The organism is Pseudoalteromonas sp. NZS71 (assembly GCF_015864715.1).
In the GTDB taxonomy this organism is placed as follows: domain Bacteria; phylum Pseudomonadota; class Gammaproteobacteria; order Enterobacterales; family Alteromonadaceae; genus Pseudoalteromonas; species Pseudoalteromonas arctica.
On sequence record NZ_JADYWS010000019.1, the window covers coordinates 58,436 to 73,145 of the forward strand.

Here is a 14,710-nt window from a genome sequence, read left to right on the forward strand (position 1 = left end):
CTTAGAACTCTTAATTTTGATATAGTTGATAATTACTATATGAACCTGATTTAATTTATAAAAGAAAGGGATAGCTTGAATGAGTTTAAAACATAGCCATAATGATCAGGCAACTGCTGAAACTTGTCTTTTTTTAGGCACAGAATCCTTTGTCAATACAGTAGCTGAAGATATTGAAAAGTCAGATAGCCCTCGTACTATAGCTATAACCGGATATTGGGGTAGCGGAAAAACGTCCTGTTTAGCTGGTGTATATAAAAAAGTAACCGCAACTTCTCCAGCCGAAATTACTAATAATAAGCAAGAACAAACAGGTAAATATACCGGTATCTGGTTTGAAGCTTGGCGTTATCAAAATGAAGTATCACCAATTATTGCATTACTACATTGTATTAAAAATCACTTTTCATCGAGTAAGAAATTTATTGATGAAGCAGGCAAGTTAGCTAGTGTAAGTGTACTTGGTGCATTAACTGTTTTAGATGGTGTGATAAAGCAGGTTTCAGGTTTATCGGGTTTTAGCAAAATAAGCGAAATCGGTGAAAAATACGAAAAAGATAATCTATTGAGTCGCTTAGCTGCAGATCAAATCAATGATGCCCTTACTCAGGCTGTAAGTGTTTTATTAGGTAAGAATAAAGAGAAGCTTGTAATTTTTATTGATGACTTAGATCGTTGTGAACCAGAAAATGCTTATAAATTGCTTGAGGGATTAAAGCTATATTTGAGTATACCAAATTGCACTGTTGTTCTTGCTATTGACCAGCAGCAAATCGAGCGATTTTTACAGAAACAGTTTATTAATTTAATGCCTGAAAGAAAAACTGAGATTGATAATCAGTATAGTTATTTAGGTGTAGAGTATTTAGAAAAGCTATGTCAGGAAGCTTATCGTTTACCCATTCCTAATCAAAAACAAAAATCAGACTTTTTTATATCCCATCTAAAGTTATTGTTTAAGGATGAAAATGGCTCTACCGTTATTGAGGATTTAAACGAAATACTGGAAAGCTATGATGTTTTGCCTGCCAACCCTAGGCGGTTAAAAATGATCTCAAATAAACTAGCAGGGTATTTAAGGAAAGTGGATGGATCAAATGTAAAGGGTGTAGTTAATGAAGATTGCTCACTTTTTAAAGAGTTTAATAACATAATAGAGCCAAAAAGATCCGAGTCTTTTGCTGCTATAGCTCTCATTGTATCAAGCCTTTCGGTAAGTTATAGGAGAATATACGAAAGTATTGAATTAAGAGCGGATGCAGCTCGGGATATTTTTGACTTTGTTACAGCAGAAAAAGGTACAAATTATACTACTCCGAGCTCTGCATTCTATGAATTAAATAAAGACCATCGTACTACTGATGTTCAAGCAAAATATGAGCACCCAAGTGATTTAAGTATCTTCAAATTAAAGCCTTTATTTGACGAGGTAACAGGTCTACATATATATACTCAATCTACACCTAAGACTATTAGCGAAATTATGCATCAATTTGTTAACTACTTTAACCATAATCAGGTGAACTAAATGTGGACACAACAATCTGTGGATCTGTTTTCTGGAATTGTACCTAAGTTTATAGACCCAATAGTTAGTGATTTTAAGGATCTAGAAAAATCACCATTGTATCGTTATTTAGACCAATTTTTAAAAGAAGAGCGCTATTTAGATAACCAAGGCTTAGCTTTAGATGATAGCGATGGTGACAAAAAGTTAGTTCACATTGATGAGCTTTACGTTATACCAAAACTAAGCAAAACCCGTATCACAGCTGAATATTTAGCGAAAATTGATGGAGATGATAAAGCGACAAAGTCTTTGCCTCTAAATAGTGTCGCGGATTTAATAGTTGAAAATCCAAGAACAGTCTTGTTGGGTGATCCGGGAGTTGGTAAAAGTACATTAATAAAATGGCTGGTTTGTTCACTGTGCCATTGGAGTGACAATTATGCAAAAAAACGCTTAGGCCCGCTTTTCCCTCTTTTACTTACTGTACGTAAATTATCACAAGTAAATTTATCTGAGCTATCAAATGAAAAATTCATAAATTTAATATTTATGCAGCAAGGTGATGCTCTTTCTAATTTGATATTAAATGAGAAAAGCACTGAAAACAGCTTTTTTGATTTATTAACTACAGGACAAGTTTTCTTTTTAATTGATGGTTTGGATGAAATTTCATACGAGTTAACAAGTTGGCTTGCTAAGCAAATTAAGCAATTATTGCGTGAGTATCCTAAAACAAGACTTTTGATGACCAGCCGTATTGTTGGTTTTAATAATCAGAACTTTTGGTATGAAAAAGATATAAGAAGTAAATTTATAAAGGCAGATACCCCTTTAAAATACAGTATTGAACAATTCAGCAAAGAAATGATAGCCAATATCAGCGCGGATAATGAGTTAAGCAACGATATGGAAGTCTCTTTGGATAAAGCTCTAAATTTACCCACTATTTTATATCTGGCGCCTTTTTCTCCAGAGCAGAGAAGGGCATTTTCAGAAAACTGGGTAAAAAAATACTTACCTCCTAAAATGGAGCTAAGAAAAGAGTTTATTGAAAATATCACTAATATTAGTGCTCAATTAATTCAGATAAATGCTTTATCAAGAATACCTGTATTGCTTAACTTAATTTGTTTTATTCAGTGGCGTAGAGGTCGGTTACCTCACGGTAGAGCTGAGTTATATCAACGAATTGTTGGAACATATCTTGAATCAATGGATAAAGCCAGAAGGTTAGAGCACAAACTAAGTCATGAATATGACTACCAGGATATTAAAAACTGGCTCTCAAAGCTTGCCTATTTTATGCATGCTGGAGATTTATGTTTACCAGACAATAAAATATCCTCATTTAACGATGTTGAATTAGAAAAAGCTAGAGAGCGCCTACCAAACCCAAACTGCAATAGTAGCTTTTTTACAGTCAAAGAATCGCAACTAAAGCTGTTTTTAGAGTTACAGTTATCTGAAATAATAGATGTTGATTCATTATCGGAACATAGTAATAACTTAGTTGATTATTTACAAAATAGAACGGGTTTCTTAATACCTAAAGGGGTAGAAGATGGAGAAAACGTATTTGGCTTTAGTCATTTATCATTTCAAGAATATTTTTGCGCCTACTTCATAAGTTTAAATTTAGATTCGTTACAGGATAATAAGAGTGGTTTTCAATCTCTAGTAAATAGCACTTATGAAGCAGCTTGGAAAGAAATTTGGGTTTTGGTTTTTGAAGAATTATCTACACAAGGGAAGAACCGAAAAGAAATAGGAATTTTTTATGATAAAATTTTTGATAATGTTGATTTTTCAGGATTAAAGCTATTCTATGAAGATAGAATTTTCCTCTTACAAAAAGAGTTTATAGATAATACAGCAATTAAGTTACCTGTAAAAAAGGAAAGGAGCCTAGAATTAGAGCTTCTTAAAGCTATTTACACTAAAAGTAGATGTCAGGCTTTAGCTGCTATATTACCAGTTGATGAAAAGATCGAAAATGAGAGTGAGTTAGTTCGGCTTTTAAAAGATGAAAAAAAGATAACTATTTACTTTAACAGGTTGAAAAACTTTTTTTGGTTACAAGAACTTTCAAATATAGAGTCTCTTACGCTTCGTGATTTTAATTGCTCCAATGATTTTCATGAAATAAAAGATATCAATTTCAAAAGTTTAGTAAGTATTAACTTCGATGGTGAGTTTGAAAGTTTACCTTATTTCAGTGTTTGCGATGATATAACAGATCTATCTATTAGATCCCGAAAGCTTGAGTTTTTACCTGACTTTAAAGGCTTTAATAAATTAAGAACGCTTAGTTTGAGCCATATTAAATCAAGTGATTTATTGAACGACATAACTAGTAAAACATTAACCTCCCTGAGTTTAAGTCTGATGGATATAACTGAGGTCAAGTTCGGAAAAAATATTGAAAATCTAAGTAAAATATCAATTTTTGGTAATGAGATTAAAAACTTTAACTTTTTAATAGACTTAAAGAATTTAAAAAGCTGTAGTTTAATAGCTTCGAAAATAAACGAATTTCGAGGTATAGAAAAACTAAAGAATCTTGAGAGGTTGGCCATATCACACTGTGGCATTGATAAAAATGTCGATTGGAGTTTGTTAGGTGAGCTAAGTCAATTACAAGAACTGGACCTTTCTATTGATGGCATTAAGGATATTAGTTTTCTTTATAAAATTAAAAGTCTAAGGTTTTTGATTATCAATTCTAAGAAAAAAGTAAGTGAAACTAAGGAGTTAATTTTAAGCGATTTAAAATCTAGAGGTGTAAATGTTCATAGGTAAATGGGCTTTAGCAGTATCATCCCACTGTTTTAGCTTTTAATCATCTTATGCCCCAGTATTTACCTAGAATACATAGGTAAATACTGGATTTTCAGGGTGAATAAATTGTTAATAAAACTTATGATGTTTAAGCTAAAAATTAACTCAGCTCTTTTATCGCTCTACTTATCCCATCTAAGCTCAGCGCATACATGCGGTTGTTCATTAGCTCTTTTATAAAGCCAATTGATTGATAGTACGGCCAGTGTTCAACAGGCTGTGGGTTGAGCCAAGCGACTTTATCAAAGTGGTTGGTGACACGTGATAACCAGGCACTGCCAGGCTCTTCATTGTAGTGTTCTACCGAGCCGCCCGCATAAGCTATTTCGTAAGGTCCCATAGTGGCATCGCCAACAAATATTACTTTATAGTCGCTGGTAAATTTATTAATCAGCGTCATGGTGTCTATTACGTTTGAATGGCGGCGCGCGTTGTCTTGCCAAACGTGCTCGTATAAACAGTTATGAAAGTAGTAAAACTCTAGGTGTTTAAACTCGCTGTGGGCGGCGCTAAATAGCTCTTCGCAGGTATGAATGTAGTCATCCATTGAGCCACCAATATCAAACAGCATCAATACTTTTACTGCATTGTGGCGTTCGGGCGCCATTTTTACATCAAGCATGCCGCCTTGTTTTGCAGTAGCGCGAATAGTTTCGTTTAAATCTAGCGTGTCGCTTGCGCCAGTGCGGGCAAATTTACGTAGTTTTTTAAGGGCGAGTTTAACTGTGCGCGAACTAATTTCTCTGTCGGTGTCGAGGTTTTTGTATTCTCGTTTATCCCACACTTTTACCGCTTGGCGGTTACGATTGCCGTCTTGACCTATGCGTACGCCTTCTGGGTTATAGCCGTATGCACCAAAAGGTGATGTGCCGCCAGTGCCCACCCATTTATTGCCGCCAGCGTGGCGTTTTTGTTGCTCTTCTAAACGCTCTTTTAGGGTTTTCATGAGCTCGTCGAGTCCGCCCATGGTTTTAAGTTGAGCTTTTTCTTCATCGCTTAGGTTTTTTTCAAATTCTTTACGTAGCCAGTCTTCAGGTAAGTTGTGCTGTTGCTTTAAGCTCTCGAGCAAATCAAGGTCAGCAATACCACTAAAATAGTCGCTAAAGGCTTTGTCAAATCGGTCAAAGTGCGTTTCGTCTTTTACCATTATAGTGCGTGCTAAATGGTAAAATGCGTCTACGTCGGCAAATATAACGCCTTTTTTTAAGGCGTTAATTAAGTCGAGTAACTCGCGCAGGCTTACCGGTAAGCGGTATTTACGTAGCGTGAAAAAAAACTGTACTAACATATTAGGGCCTGTTTATCTTTCGAGGTTGAATTTGCAGCAGTGTGTTTGGTATTTAGGCAAGGCAGAGCCTATGTAGTGTGGTTATTCCCCATAAATAGGCGATAACACAGCATAAATACCAAACACGCGCTGCCTGAAGGTTCGTCCTAGGGACGATTAACTCTTTGTTGCTCGGCTTTTACTTAGCCCACTAGGTTACAAACCTCGCGCCACGATTAAATCGTCCCTAGTTAGAACAAATTTTAATCCTGAAAGGTCAACAGGCCCTAGCGGCTCATAAACGCGAGTTTTTCGATTAGGCTTATGTCTTGCTCATTTTTAAGTAATGCGCCAAACATGGGCATTAATCCGCCTTTTTTAGCTTTATCGTGCAGTGTTTTAGCGTCTATGTCTTCAGCCATTAAAAGCTTTAACCAGTCGAGTAATTCGCTAGTGGATGGCTTCTTTTTAAGGCCGTTAGCTTCGCGCAGGTTAAAAAACACCTCAAGTGCTTGGCGTACTAAATCCTGTTTAACGTTAGGGTAGTGCACGTCGATAATTTGCTGCATTTCGTCGCAGCTAGGAAAATCAATGTAATGAAAAAAGCAGCGGCGTAAAAATGCGTCCGGCAATTCTTTTTCATTATTGGAAGTGATGATCACAATAGGGCGCTCTTTTGCGACAATGCGTTCATTAGTTTCGTAAACATGAAACTCCATTTTATCAAGCTCAAGTAGTAAGTCGTTTGGGAACTCTATGTCGGCTTTGTCTATTTCATCAATTAAAAGCACTGGGCGCTTACCGTTGAGCTCTGCATACGTAAATGCCTGCCAAAGCTTACCTTTAACGATGTAGTTGCCAATATCGTGTACACGTTCGTCACCTAATTGGCTGTCGCGCAGGCGCGAAACCGCGTCGTACTCGTATAAACCTTGCTGTGCTTTAGTAGTCGATTTTATATGCCACTGAATAAGCGTGGTATCTAAGCTTTTAGCCAACTCCTCAGCCAGCATGGTTTTACCTGTGCCTGGTTCGCCTTTAATTAAAAGTGGTTTTTCAAGCATAATGGCAGCATTTACAGCTTGTTTAAGCGCGCTACTCGCTATGTAATTATCAGTTGAATTAAATTGCACGGTGTACCCTTGTCTGGTCTGAGGAGTAAGTTATTTTGTTATAATGCCATAGTTAAACGGCAGGTCCAAGGTAGGCAAAACGCTGTATGACCTCACCTCCTTTTTCAACAGTTTCTAAAAACATACTAAGTGGGCGCGCCCACATACCAAATTCACCATATAGCGCTTGATAAATCACAAGCTGCTCCTCGGTTTCGCTATGGGTGGCAACATGAACAACTTTGTATTGCGGCCCTTTGTAGTGTTGGTATATGCCTGGTTTGAGTGAAAGTGGTTTTATTGCTGTAGTCATGTTTTGATCTCTTGTATAATTTGGCTTTGCACTTTTAATGTTAACTAATTTGCCAATACTATGAACTATATTTCGCTAGATGATTACAAAAAAGCATGGGTTTTTCGTCATAAAGACTTACCTGTATCAGATGAAGACGCAGTAAAAATAAAGCCTATGGGAGATGAGCGCGCAGCTGTACTTTGGACAACCATGGTAAGCCGTGAGTTTGATCACCCAGATTTTTTTGAAGACACCGATTGGTGTGGCCAAGAAAAAAGCTTTAGCCAAGAAGTAGATTGGCAAGATGCGTGGGAAAATGGTGATGCGCAACCACCAGAAGCAATCTTAACGTTTTTAGATTGGGAAGCTAACACCACTGTTTATTTTTGTATGGCACGCGATAATATTATCGAAACAACATTTGATGTATTTAAACGCAATTGGCAAAACTTTATGTTTTTAGCTGATGGCAGTTTGCTGATTGGTAAAAAGCGTAATACGGTTGTGCAATTTTTAGAATCAGGTAAAGCAAAATTAGGTGAAAAGCCAAGCGCTTAATTAGTGCGCTGCGCTTAAAAAACATTCAATACTGTGTTATAAAACATTTACCTGAATATTTTTGAGTACAGCTTTTGGTCGCTAAAAATCAGTCACTTGGTGCTCAGCAGCAAGTTGAAATTTGGCAAACTGATGCACAAAAAGTGTTGTATGCACAATTGTGTAATGCGTTTTATCAGCGTGAGGTTCAGCGATTAGTTGCAGAGCCTAATGCCGATAAACTGCGCCGCCAGTTAAAAAGCCTACCTTATTATATTGAGCGAGCTGCAACGTTAGTTGCCAATGGTGACACGCCTTTTACGCTGGACGCGCAAAATGGTACGTGGCTTGAAAAGCAAAAACCGACCCCACCCGATGTGAATGTTCAAGCTAATGAACTTTTTTATCAAACGTATGCCAAAGTGGGGCTTATAGTGCCCGTTATATTACATGGCTACGATCAGGTACGTCTTAGAATAGACAGTATCGATCAGTTAGGCGAAAATAAGCTTCATTGTAACGAGCTTGGTTGGTTTGATTTTTTAGGAAATGGGCTAGAGCAGCAAAATGCTCAGTTAATAAAGCCAAGTAAAGTGAGTTTAACCGCTGCATGTTGCGGGCATCAGTGGCAATTTTCGAAGCGTTGTATGCCACGGGTTTTATCACTACGCGAAATGCTTTTAGCGGGTAGTATTAATTGGCGCAATTTAAAGCGCCCCTTAGCGTATTAAAGTTAAGGTATTTGGAATTTAAAATAAGGAGTGTTAAATGCGTATTTTTCAAGTTGGCTTACTGTGCTTAGCACTGTTTGTACAATACAGATTATGGTTTGGTCATAATGGTTTACAAGACTACACACGGCTAAAAGGTGCTGTAGCGTCGCATCAAGAAACCAACGAAAAGCTCATTAAACGTAATAAAGTACTTAAAGCCGATATTGAAGACTTAAAGCTTGGCCAAGAAGGCATTGAAGAGCGTGCACGCAACGAATTGGGAATGATTAAACCGGACGAAACATTTATTCGTGTTTTACCGGGCAAACAATATGACAAATAAACAGACTATTGCAGCAATTGTTCCTGCTGCGGGCGTTGGCAGTAGAATGCAGCACAATGCGCCTAAGCAATATATACAATTAGCCGGTAAAACCATTTTAGAACACACCTTAGCTAAACTTTCTCAATTATCTCAATTACGCACTATTGTTGTTGCCCTTAGCGACAGCGACCCCTATTTTGACGAACTCCCAATACTTGATAAGCGCATTGTTCGCGCCAGTGGCGGTAGAGAGCGTGCAGATTCAGTACTCAATAGCTTGCTTTTTTTAGCGCCTAACCCGCCTACATGGGTGCTTGTACATGATGCTGCGCGTCCGCTAGTTAATATTAGTGATATAGAACGTTTAATTGATGAATGTATACGCGCTGATGAAGGCGGTATTTTAGCTAGCAAAGTAAAAGACACCATAAAACGCGGCCACACTCATGCCCTACAAACTGTGCCACGAGACGATTTATGGCAAGCACTTACCCCACAATTTTTTAAATATGACGAGCTTAAAAATGCATTGCAAAACGCATTAGCAAACGGGGCTACTATTACCGATGAAGCCAGTGCAATTGAGTGGGCGGGTAAACCGGTTAAGCTTGTAGCAGGTCGCAGCGATAATATTAAAATAACCACGCCAGAGGATTTAGACTTGGCTGGGTTTTTATTACATAAACAACAAAACGAGAGTGCATTATGATACGAATTGGCCATGGTTTTGACGTACATAAATTTGGCGGCGAAGGCCCGTTAACTATTTGTGGTGAAAAAATTGATTACCCACAAGGCTTTTTAGCGCACTCAGATGGCGATGTCGCTATTCATGCATTATGCGATGCTATTTTAGGCTCGCTTGCAATGGGTGATATTGGTAAGCACTTTCCAGATACGGCTAGCGAGTATGAAAATATCGACAGCCGTATTTTACTTCGCCATGTGGTGAGCTTAGCTAAAGAGCAAGGTTATGTAATTGGCAATGGCGATGTGACTATTGTTGCACAGGCGCCAAAAATGCTGCCACATATTCAAGCTATGCGCGCTAATTTAGCCAGCGATTTAAATTGTGACCTTTGCCAAATTAACGTTAAAGCCACTACAACCGAAAAGCTAGGCTTTGAAGGGCGCAGGGAAGGTATTTCGAGCCATGCAGTGGTTATTATGAGTAAAGAGTCTATGAGTACAAAAAACGCATGAGCGATTTAAATTATTTATACGGTGCTCCGCTTTCTAAAGCTGATTTTAAAACCACCGCTGAAGACTTTATGGTTGATGAAGACCTAGGTATAGAATTTACAGGCAGTGGCGAACACGTGTGTTTGCAGGTGGTTAAAAAAGGCGAAAATACGCAATATGTTGCCAAGCTAATTGCGCAGCGTGCGGGTGTTTCACCGCGAGACGTAAGTTACGCCGGCATGAAAGATCGTCACGGTGTGTGCTCACAGTGGTTTAGTGTAAAAGTACCGATTAAAAAGCCTATCGATTTTAGCGATTTAAATAGCGAGAGTATTTTTATTGTGTCGCAACAGCGCCACGACCGTAAATTACGCACGGGCTGCCACAAAGGTAATAAATTTACGATTACGCTTCGTAATGTAACCAAGCCCCTTGATATTTTATGCCGTATTAACGCAGTACGCGCAGGCGTGCCTAATTACTTTGGCGAACAGCGCTTTGGGCATGGCGGTCATAACTTAGTAATGGCTGAAAAAATGTTTGCCGGGGAGCGCATTCGCGATAAAAAACTGCGCGGTATTATTATTTCAGCAGCGCGTTCTCATGTGTTTAATCAAATAGTAAATTTACGTGTTAAAGAGCATGGTTTAGCTAAAACAATGCACCGTGAAGTATTTATGCTCAGCGGCAGTAATGCATTTTTTGAAGATGCAATTAACGACGAAAACATAGAGCGATTAGCCACTGGCGATATTATGATGTCGGCACCTATGGTGGGTAAAAGCGAAAAAGGTTTAACCGAACAAGAAAAAATATGGCTTGAACCTTTCCAAACATGGTGCGATGGCTTAGGTGAGCTAGGCCTTAAAAATGAGCGCAGGATGCTGCGTTTAATTCCGCAAAACTTAACGGTTGAGACCATAGATGAAACCAGTTTAAAACTGAGTTTTGGTTTGCCAAAAGGGTGTTTTGCAACTGCATTATTACGTGAGCTGGTGGATTATAAAGATGCTAGCCCTCGAGAGCGCAAAGAAAAGGATAATGACATAAATGAAGATACTGTTAAGTAACGATGATGGCGTAAATGCTAAAGGCATTGCGGTTTTATATCAGGCGCTTATACAAATTGCAGATGTAACCCTTGTTGCACCTGATCGCAACTGTAGTGGCGCAAGTAATTCTTTAACACTAATGAACCCGCTACGAGCGACTACACTCGAAAATGGTTTTATGTCGGTTAATGGCACACCTACTGATTGTGTACATTTAGGTGTAAATCAGTTAGCTGATGAAAAACCAGACCTTGTTGTTGCTGGTATTAACCATGGTGCCAATTTGGGCGATGATACGCTTTACTCTGGGACTGTTGCAGCTGCAACTGAAGGTCGCCATTTAGGCTTACCTGCAATTGCAGTATCGCTTTGCTCACATAAGGGCGAGCATTTTGAAACAGCCGCTGCTGTTACCGTAAATATTATTAAAGGTTTGGCTTCGCATCCGCTTCCAAAAGATCAAATAATAAATATAAATGTGCCAGATATTCCATTAAGTGAATTAAAAGGGGTGCAAGTAACACGTTTAGGTGCTCGTCATAAAGCCGAAACCATGACCAAACAAACCGATCCTTGGGGTCGAGATATTTATTGGTATGGATCGCTGGGCATAGAAAGCGATGCAGGTGAGGGTACCGACTTTTACGCAATCAATAACGGTTATGCCTCTGTTACGCCATTAAGTGTTGATATGACAGCCAAAGACAGCCTAAAAGCAGTAGGAGACTGGTTAGCCGATTTGGAGATTAATCGTGCTCGCTAATTATACCCGCAGTGCAAAAGCGCTATCTGACTTACTAAAGCGCGAAGGCGTTGAAGATACACAAGTACTGAGTGCTATAGCTGATATTCCGCGACATATATTCGTAGACGATGTGCTAAAACACAAAGCTTATGAAAATACGGCGCTACCTATTGGGCAAGGGCAAACTATTTCCCAGCCTTATATAGTAGCGCGCATGACAGAGCTACTTCGCTTAGCTGGTGTGCGCAATAAAGTGCTGGAAATTGGTACTGGCTCTGGATATCAAACTGCAATATTAGCCAAAACGTTTACAAAGGTTTATTCGGTAGAGCGTATTAAAACGCTTCAGTGGCAGGCAAAGCGTCGATTGCAGCAACTGGATTTATATAATGTAACCATGAAGCATGGTGATGGTTGGCAAGGCTGGCAATCACAAGCACCTTTTGATGGTATTATAGTGACTGCTGCGGCCTCTAAAGTTCCGCAAGACTTACTTGCTCAGTTAGCCGATGGAGGCGTGTTATTAGCGCCCATTGGTGAGAGCGATCAAAAATTAGTAATGGTTATCCGCGAAGGCGATAATTATAAAGAGCATGTTATTGCTCCCGTTAGATTTGTGCCGTTAGTACCTGGCGATATTGAATAGGAATTCATTTTGAAGTTGTTTACCAAGTTATACGATATGGCCCTAGTGTGGGCAAAGCACCGCCATGCGGAACGTTATTTAGCTGCAATGAGCTTTGCAGAGTCAGTTTTTTTTCCAATACCGCCCGATGTAATGCTTGCACCTATGTCGCTTGCGCAACCCAAAAAAGCATGGCGTTTTGCAAGCTTTGCCACAATAGCATCGGTTGTTGGTGGAGTAGTTGGTTATTTGCTTGGTTTTTGGCTATTTGAACCCGTTGTTGAGCCATTGATTGCACAAATGCACTGGCAAGAAAAGTTTGATATCGCATTAAATTGGTTTAAAGATTACGGTGTTTGGGTTGTGTTTTTAGCTGGTTTTTCGCCTATACCATATAAAGTATTTACCATTGGCGCAGGTGTTTTACAAATGGCATTTTTACCATTTTTACTCGCATCGGCGATTGGACGTGGTGCGCGATTCTTTTTAGTTTCAGCCTTAATGAAGTGGGGCGGGGCTAAAATGGAAGCAAAATTACGTCAATATATTGAAATACTTGGTTGGGGATTAGTGGTATTAATTGCGCTAGCGTACTTTTTATTGCGTTAAGCGTTAAAAATATCAATTGTCTAATTTGGGAGAAAAATACAATGAATAAACAGTTTTTACTGTATGTGACTATATTTGTTGGTGTTTTTCTTTCTGGTTGCTCTTCTCACCATATTCCAGCGCCTGTTAGCAGCCTAAATAATAATGTTAATGATTTAGGTCATACCATTAACATAAATGGCGATATTTATAAGGTGCAAAAAGGTGATACGCTCTATTCAATAGCCTTTAGCGCCGGTAAAGATTTTAGATTACTTGCAAAAAACAATTCAATTCCATCACCTTACACAATTTTCCCTGGGCAAAACATCTCCTTAACCCCCAAGCCCGAAAAAACAAAAAGGGATGAAAAATATACGAATTCGAGTAAAAAGTCTATAAAAAACACACAAAAAAATAACATAATATTAAAGAAAGAGCTTGATCCTCCAAAACAACGAGAGTATGTTCAGAAACAAGCCAGTAACAAAGTTAGTAATGCTAAACGTTTGTCGAGCAGTAAAGTTAATTGGTTTTGGCCTGCAAAGGGCAAAATTACCAAACGCTTTTCTAATAAGGAAAACGGTTATAAAGGTTTACAGATTACTAATCGTAAAGGGGCTTCAGTCTTAGCTGCGGCACAAGGAACAGTGGTATACGCGGGTAACGCTCTACGAGGTTATGGTAGTTTAATCATATTGAAACATAATGATGATTACCTAAGTGCTTATGCACATAACTCGAAATTACTTGTTAAAGAAAAGCAGAAGGTTAAGGCAGGACAAAAAATAGCAGAAATTGGTAATTCAGAATCTCCGGTCACCGCGCTTCGTTTTGAAATTCGCTACCGAGGGCAAGCTGTCAATCCTGCTAAATACCTACCCTAATTTTCAGGTATTGATAATTGCTCGGGAGAAGGCTTATGGCTAGCGCAGCAAAACTTGACAAACACACTACGACTGACGAGAAATTCGATGACATCGCTGCTGATGAAAGCACAACTTTACTAGATAAAGTAGAAGACGATGAAATCTTTGCAAAAGAAGAAGTAACTAAAAACCTTGATGCAACCCAACTTTATTTAGGCGAAATTGGTTTTTCTCCTTTGCTTAGCGCAGAAGAAGAAGTGTTTTTTTCTCGCAAATCACTTCGAGGTTGTGAAGCCTCACGCAAACGTATGATTGAAAGTAACTTACGTTTAGTTGTTAAAATAGCACGCCGTTACAATAACCGTGGCCTTGCTCTACTCGATTTAATTGAAGAAGGTAACTTAGGCTTAATTCGCGCTGTTGAAAAATTTGACCCTGAACGTGGCTTTAGATTTTCTACTTACGCTACATGGTGGATACGTCAAACAATTGAACGTGCCATTATGAACCAAACGCGTACCATTCGCTTACCTATCCATGTAGTTAAAGAGCTTAATGTTTACTTACGTACAGCGCGTGAATTAACTCAAAAACTTGACCATGAACCAACAGCTGACGAAATTGCAGCTTGCCTAGACAGACCCGTTGAAGACGTAACTAAAATGCTACGTTTAAACGAGAGAATAGCATCGGTTGATATGCCGATTGGTGGTGAAAACGACAGTGTACTGCTTGATATCATCCCAGATGAAAAAAGTGCAGGCCCTGAAGGCGAAGTACAAAATAATGATATTAATAAACACATTGTAGATTGGTTAGGTGAATTGAACCCTAAACAACGCGAAGTGTTAGCTCGTCGATTTGGATTACTTGGCTACGAGCCATCTACACTTGAAGATGTAGGTCGTGAAATAGGCTTAACACGTGAGCGTGTAAGACAAATTCAGGTAGAGGCATTACGTCGTTTAAAAGACATTTTGCAACAAGAAGGTTTAAGTACAGATAGCTTGTTTAATCAGTTTTCGTAACTAGTTAAATAGTATAAGAGACTA

General features: G+C 38.7%; 16 protein-coding genes. 13 read left to right on the forward strand and 3 right to left on the reverse strand.

Annotation, left to right across the window (positions count from 1 at the left end; all coding sequences use genetic code 11):
• Window positions 1-79: 79 nt before the first annotated feature.
• Entirely contained in the window at window positions 80-1,528 is a 1,449-nt protein-coding gene (locus I6E85_RS13590; RefSeq protein ID WP_197237016.1) for a P-loop NTPase fold protein, read from the forward strand.
• Window positions 1,529-4,309, forward strand: coding sequence for an NACHT domain-containing protein (locus I6E85_RS13595; RefSeq protein ID WP_197237017.1), 2,781 nt, complete (start codon window positions 1,529-1,531; stop codon window positions 4,307-4,309).
• 139 nt (window positions 4,310-4,448) lie between these two features.
• Here the strand turns inward: I6E85_RS13595 and I6E85_RS13600 are convergent, their stop codons facing one another.
• From I6E85_RS13600 to I6E85_RS13610, 3 genes are all read right to left on the reverse strand, one after another.
• Window positions 4,449-5,636: a VWA domain-containing protein gene (locus I6E85_RS13600; RefSeq protein WP_197237018.1), complete on the reverse strand. Its 1,188-nt coding sequence runs from the start codon at window positions 5,634-5,636 to the stop codon at window positions 4,449-4,451.
• A 266-nt stretch (window positions 5,637-5,902) separates the two neighbouring features.
• Window positions 5,903-6,748, reverse strand: coding sequence for a MoxR family ATPase (locus I6E85_RS13605; RefSeq protein ID WP_197237019.1), 846 nt, complete (start codon window positions 6,746-6,748; stop codon window positions 5,903-5,905).
• A 52-nt stretch (window positions 6,749-6,800) separates the two neighbouring features.
• The gene (locus tag I6E85_RS13610; protein WP_197237020.1) at window positions 6,801-7,040 is read right to left on the reverse strand and encodes a DUF1653 domain-containing protein; all 240 of its coding nucleotides are present in this window, start codon (window positions 7,038-7,040) and stop codon (window positions 6,801-6,803) included.
• Window positions 7,041-7,100: 60 nt separating this feature from the next.
• On the opposite strand from I6E85_RS13610, the gene I6E85_RS13615 reads away from it, so the two are divergent.
• The 11 genes from I6E85_RS13615 to rpoS all read left to right on the forward strand — a co-directional run bounded on the left by I6E85_RS13615 (window position 7,101) and on the right by rpoS (window position 14,686).
• Complete coding sequence (locus I6E85_RS13615; protein ID WP_010554439.1) at window positions 7,101-7,580, forward strand: DUF2947 domain-containing protein; 480 nt, start codon at window positions 7,101-7,103, stop codon at window positions 7,578-7,580.
• Window positions 7,581-7,654: 74 nt separating this feature from the next.
• A complete protein-coding gene (locus I6E85_RS13620; RefSeq protein ID WP_002958964.1) occupies window positions 7,655-8,290 on the forward strand; it encodes a hypothetical protein in 636 nt (211 codons plus the stop codon).
• Window positions 8,291-8,327: 37 nt separating this feature from the next.
• Entirely contained in the window at window positions 8,328-8,615 is a 288-nt protein-coding gene (gene ftsB, locus I6E85_RS13625) for a cell division protein FtsB (protein WP_007584772.1), read from the forward strand.
• A complete protein-coding gene (ispD, locus tag I6E85_RS13630; protein WP_197237021.1) occupies window positions 8,605-9,306 on the forward strand; it encodes a 2-C-methyl-D-erythritol 4-phosphate cytidylyltransferase in 702 nt (233 codons plus the stop codon). Before ftsB ends, ispD begins: the two co-directional genes overlap by 11 nt.
• Window positions 9,303-9,800, forward strand: a complete 498-nt coding sequence (ispF, locus tag I6E85_RS13635) for a 2-C-methyl-D-erythritol 2,4-cyclodiphosphate synthase (RefSeq protein WP_007584774.1) — start codon at window positions 9,303-9,305, stop codon at window positions 9,798-9,800. Before ispD ends, ispF begins: the two co-directional genes overlap by 4 nt.
• On the forward strand, window positions 9,797-10,849 hold the full coding sequence (gene truD, locus I6E85_RS13640; protein ID WP_197237022.1) for a tRNA pseudouridine(13) synthase TruD: 1,053 nt from the start codon (window positions 9,797-9,799) through the stop codon (window positions 10,847-10,849). The genes ispF and truD overlap by 4 nt, the downstream gene beginning before the upstream one ends.
• The gene (gene surE / locus I6E85_RS13645; RefSeq protein WP_007584778.1) at window positions 10,830-11,594 is read left to right on the forward strand and encodes a 5'/3'-nucleotidase SurE; all 765 of its coding nucleotides are present in this window, start codon (window positions 10,830-10,832) and stop codon (window positions 11,592-11,594) included. The genes truD and surE overlap by 20 nt, the downstream gene beginning before the upstream one ends.
• Window positions 11,584-12,222, forward strand: coding sequence for a protein-L-isoaspartate(D-aspartate) O-methyltransferase (locus I6E85_RS13650; protein WP_007584780.1), 639 nt, complete (start codon window positions 11,584-11,586; stop codon window positions 12,220-12,222). The genes surE and I6E85_RS13650 overlap by 11 nt, the downstream gene beginning before the upstream one ends.
• Window positions 12,223-12,231: 9 nt before the next feature.
• On the forward strand, window positions 12,232-12,810 hold the full coding sequence (locus I6E85_RS13655) for a YqaA family protein (protein WP_007584782.1): 579 nt from the start codon (window positions 12,232-12,234) through the stop codon (window positions 12,808-12,810).
• A gap of 41 nt (window positions 12,811-12,851) precedes the next feature.
• A complete protein-coding gene (locus I6E85_RS13660) occupies window positions 12,852-13,676 on the forward strand; it encodes a peptidoglycan DD-metalloendopeptidase family protein (protein ID WP_197237023.1) in 825 nt (274 codons plus the stop codon).
• 35 nt (window positions 13,677-13,711) lie between these two features.
• On the forward strand, window positions 13,712-14,686 hold the full coding sequence (gene rpoS / locus I6E85_RS13665; RefSeq protein ID WP_007584786.1) for an RNA polymerase sigma factor RpoS: 975 nt from the start codon (window positions 13,712-13,714) through the stop codon (window positions 14,684-14,686).
• Window positions 14,687-14,710 lie beyond the last annotated feature (24 nt).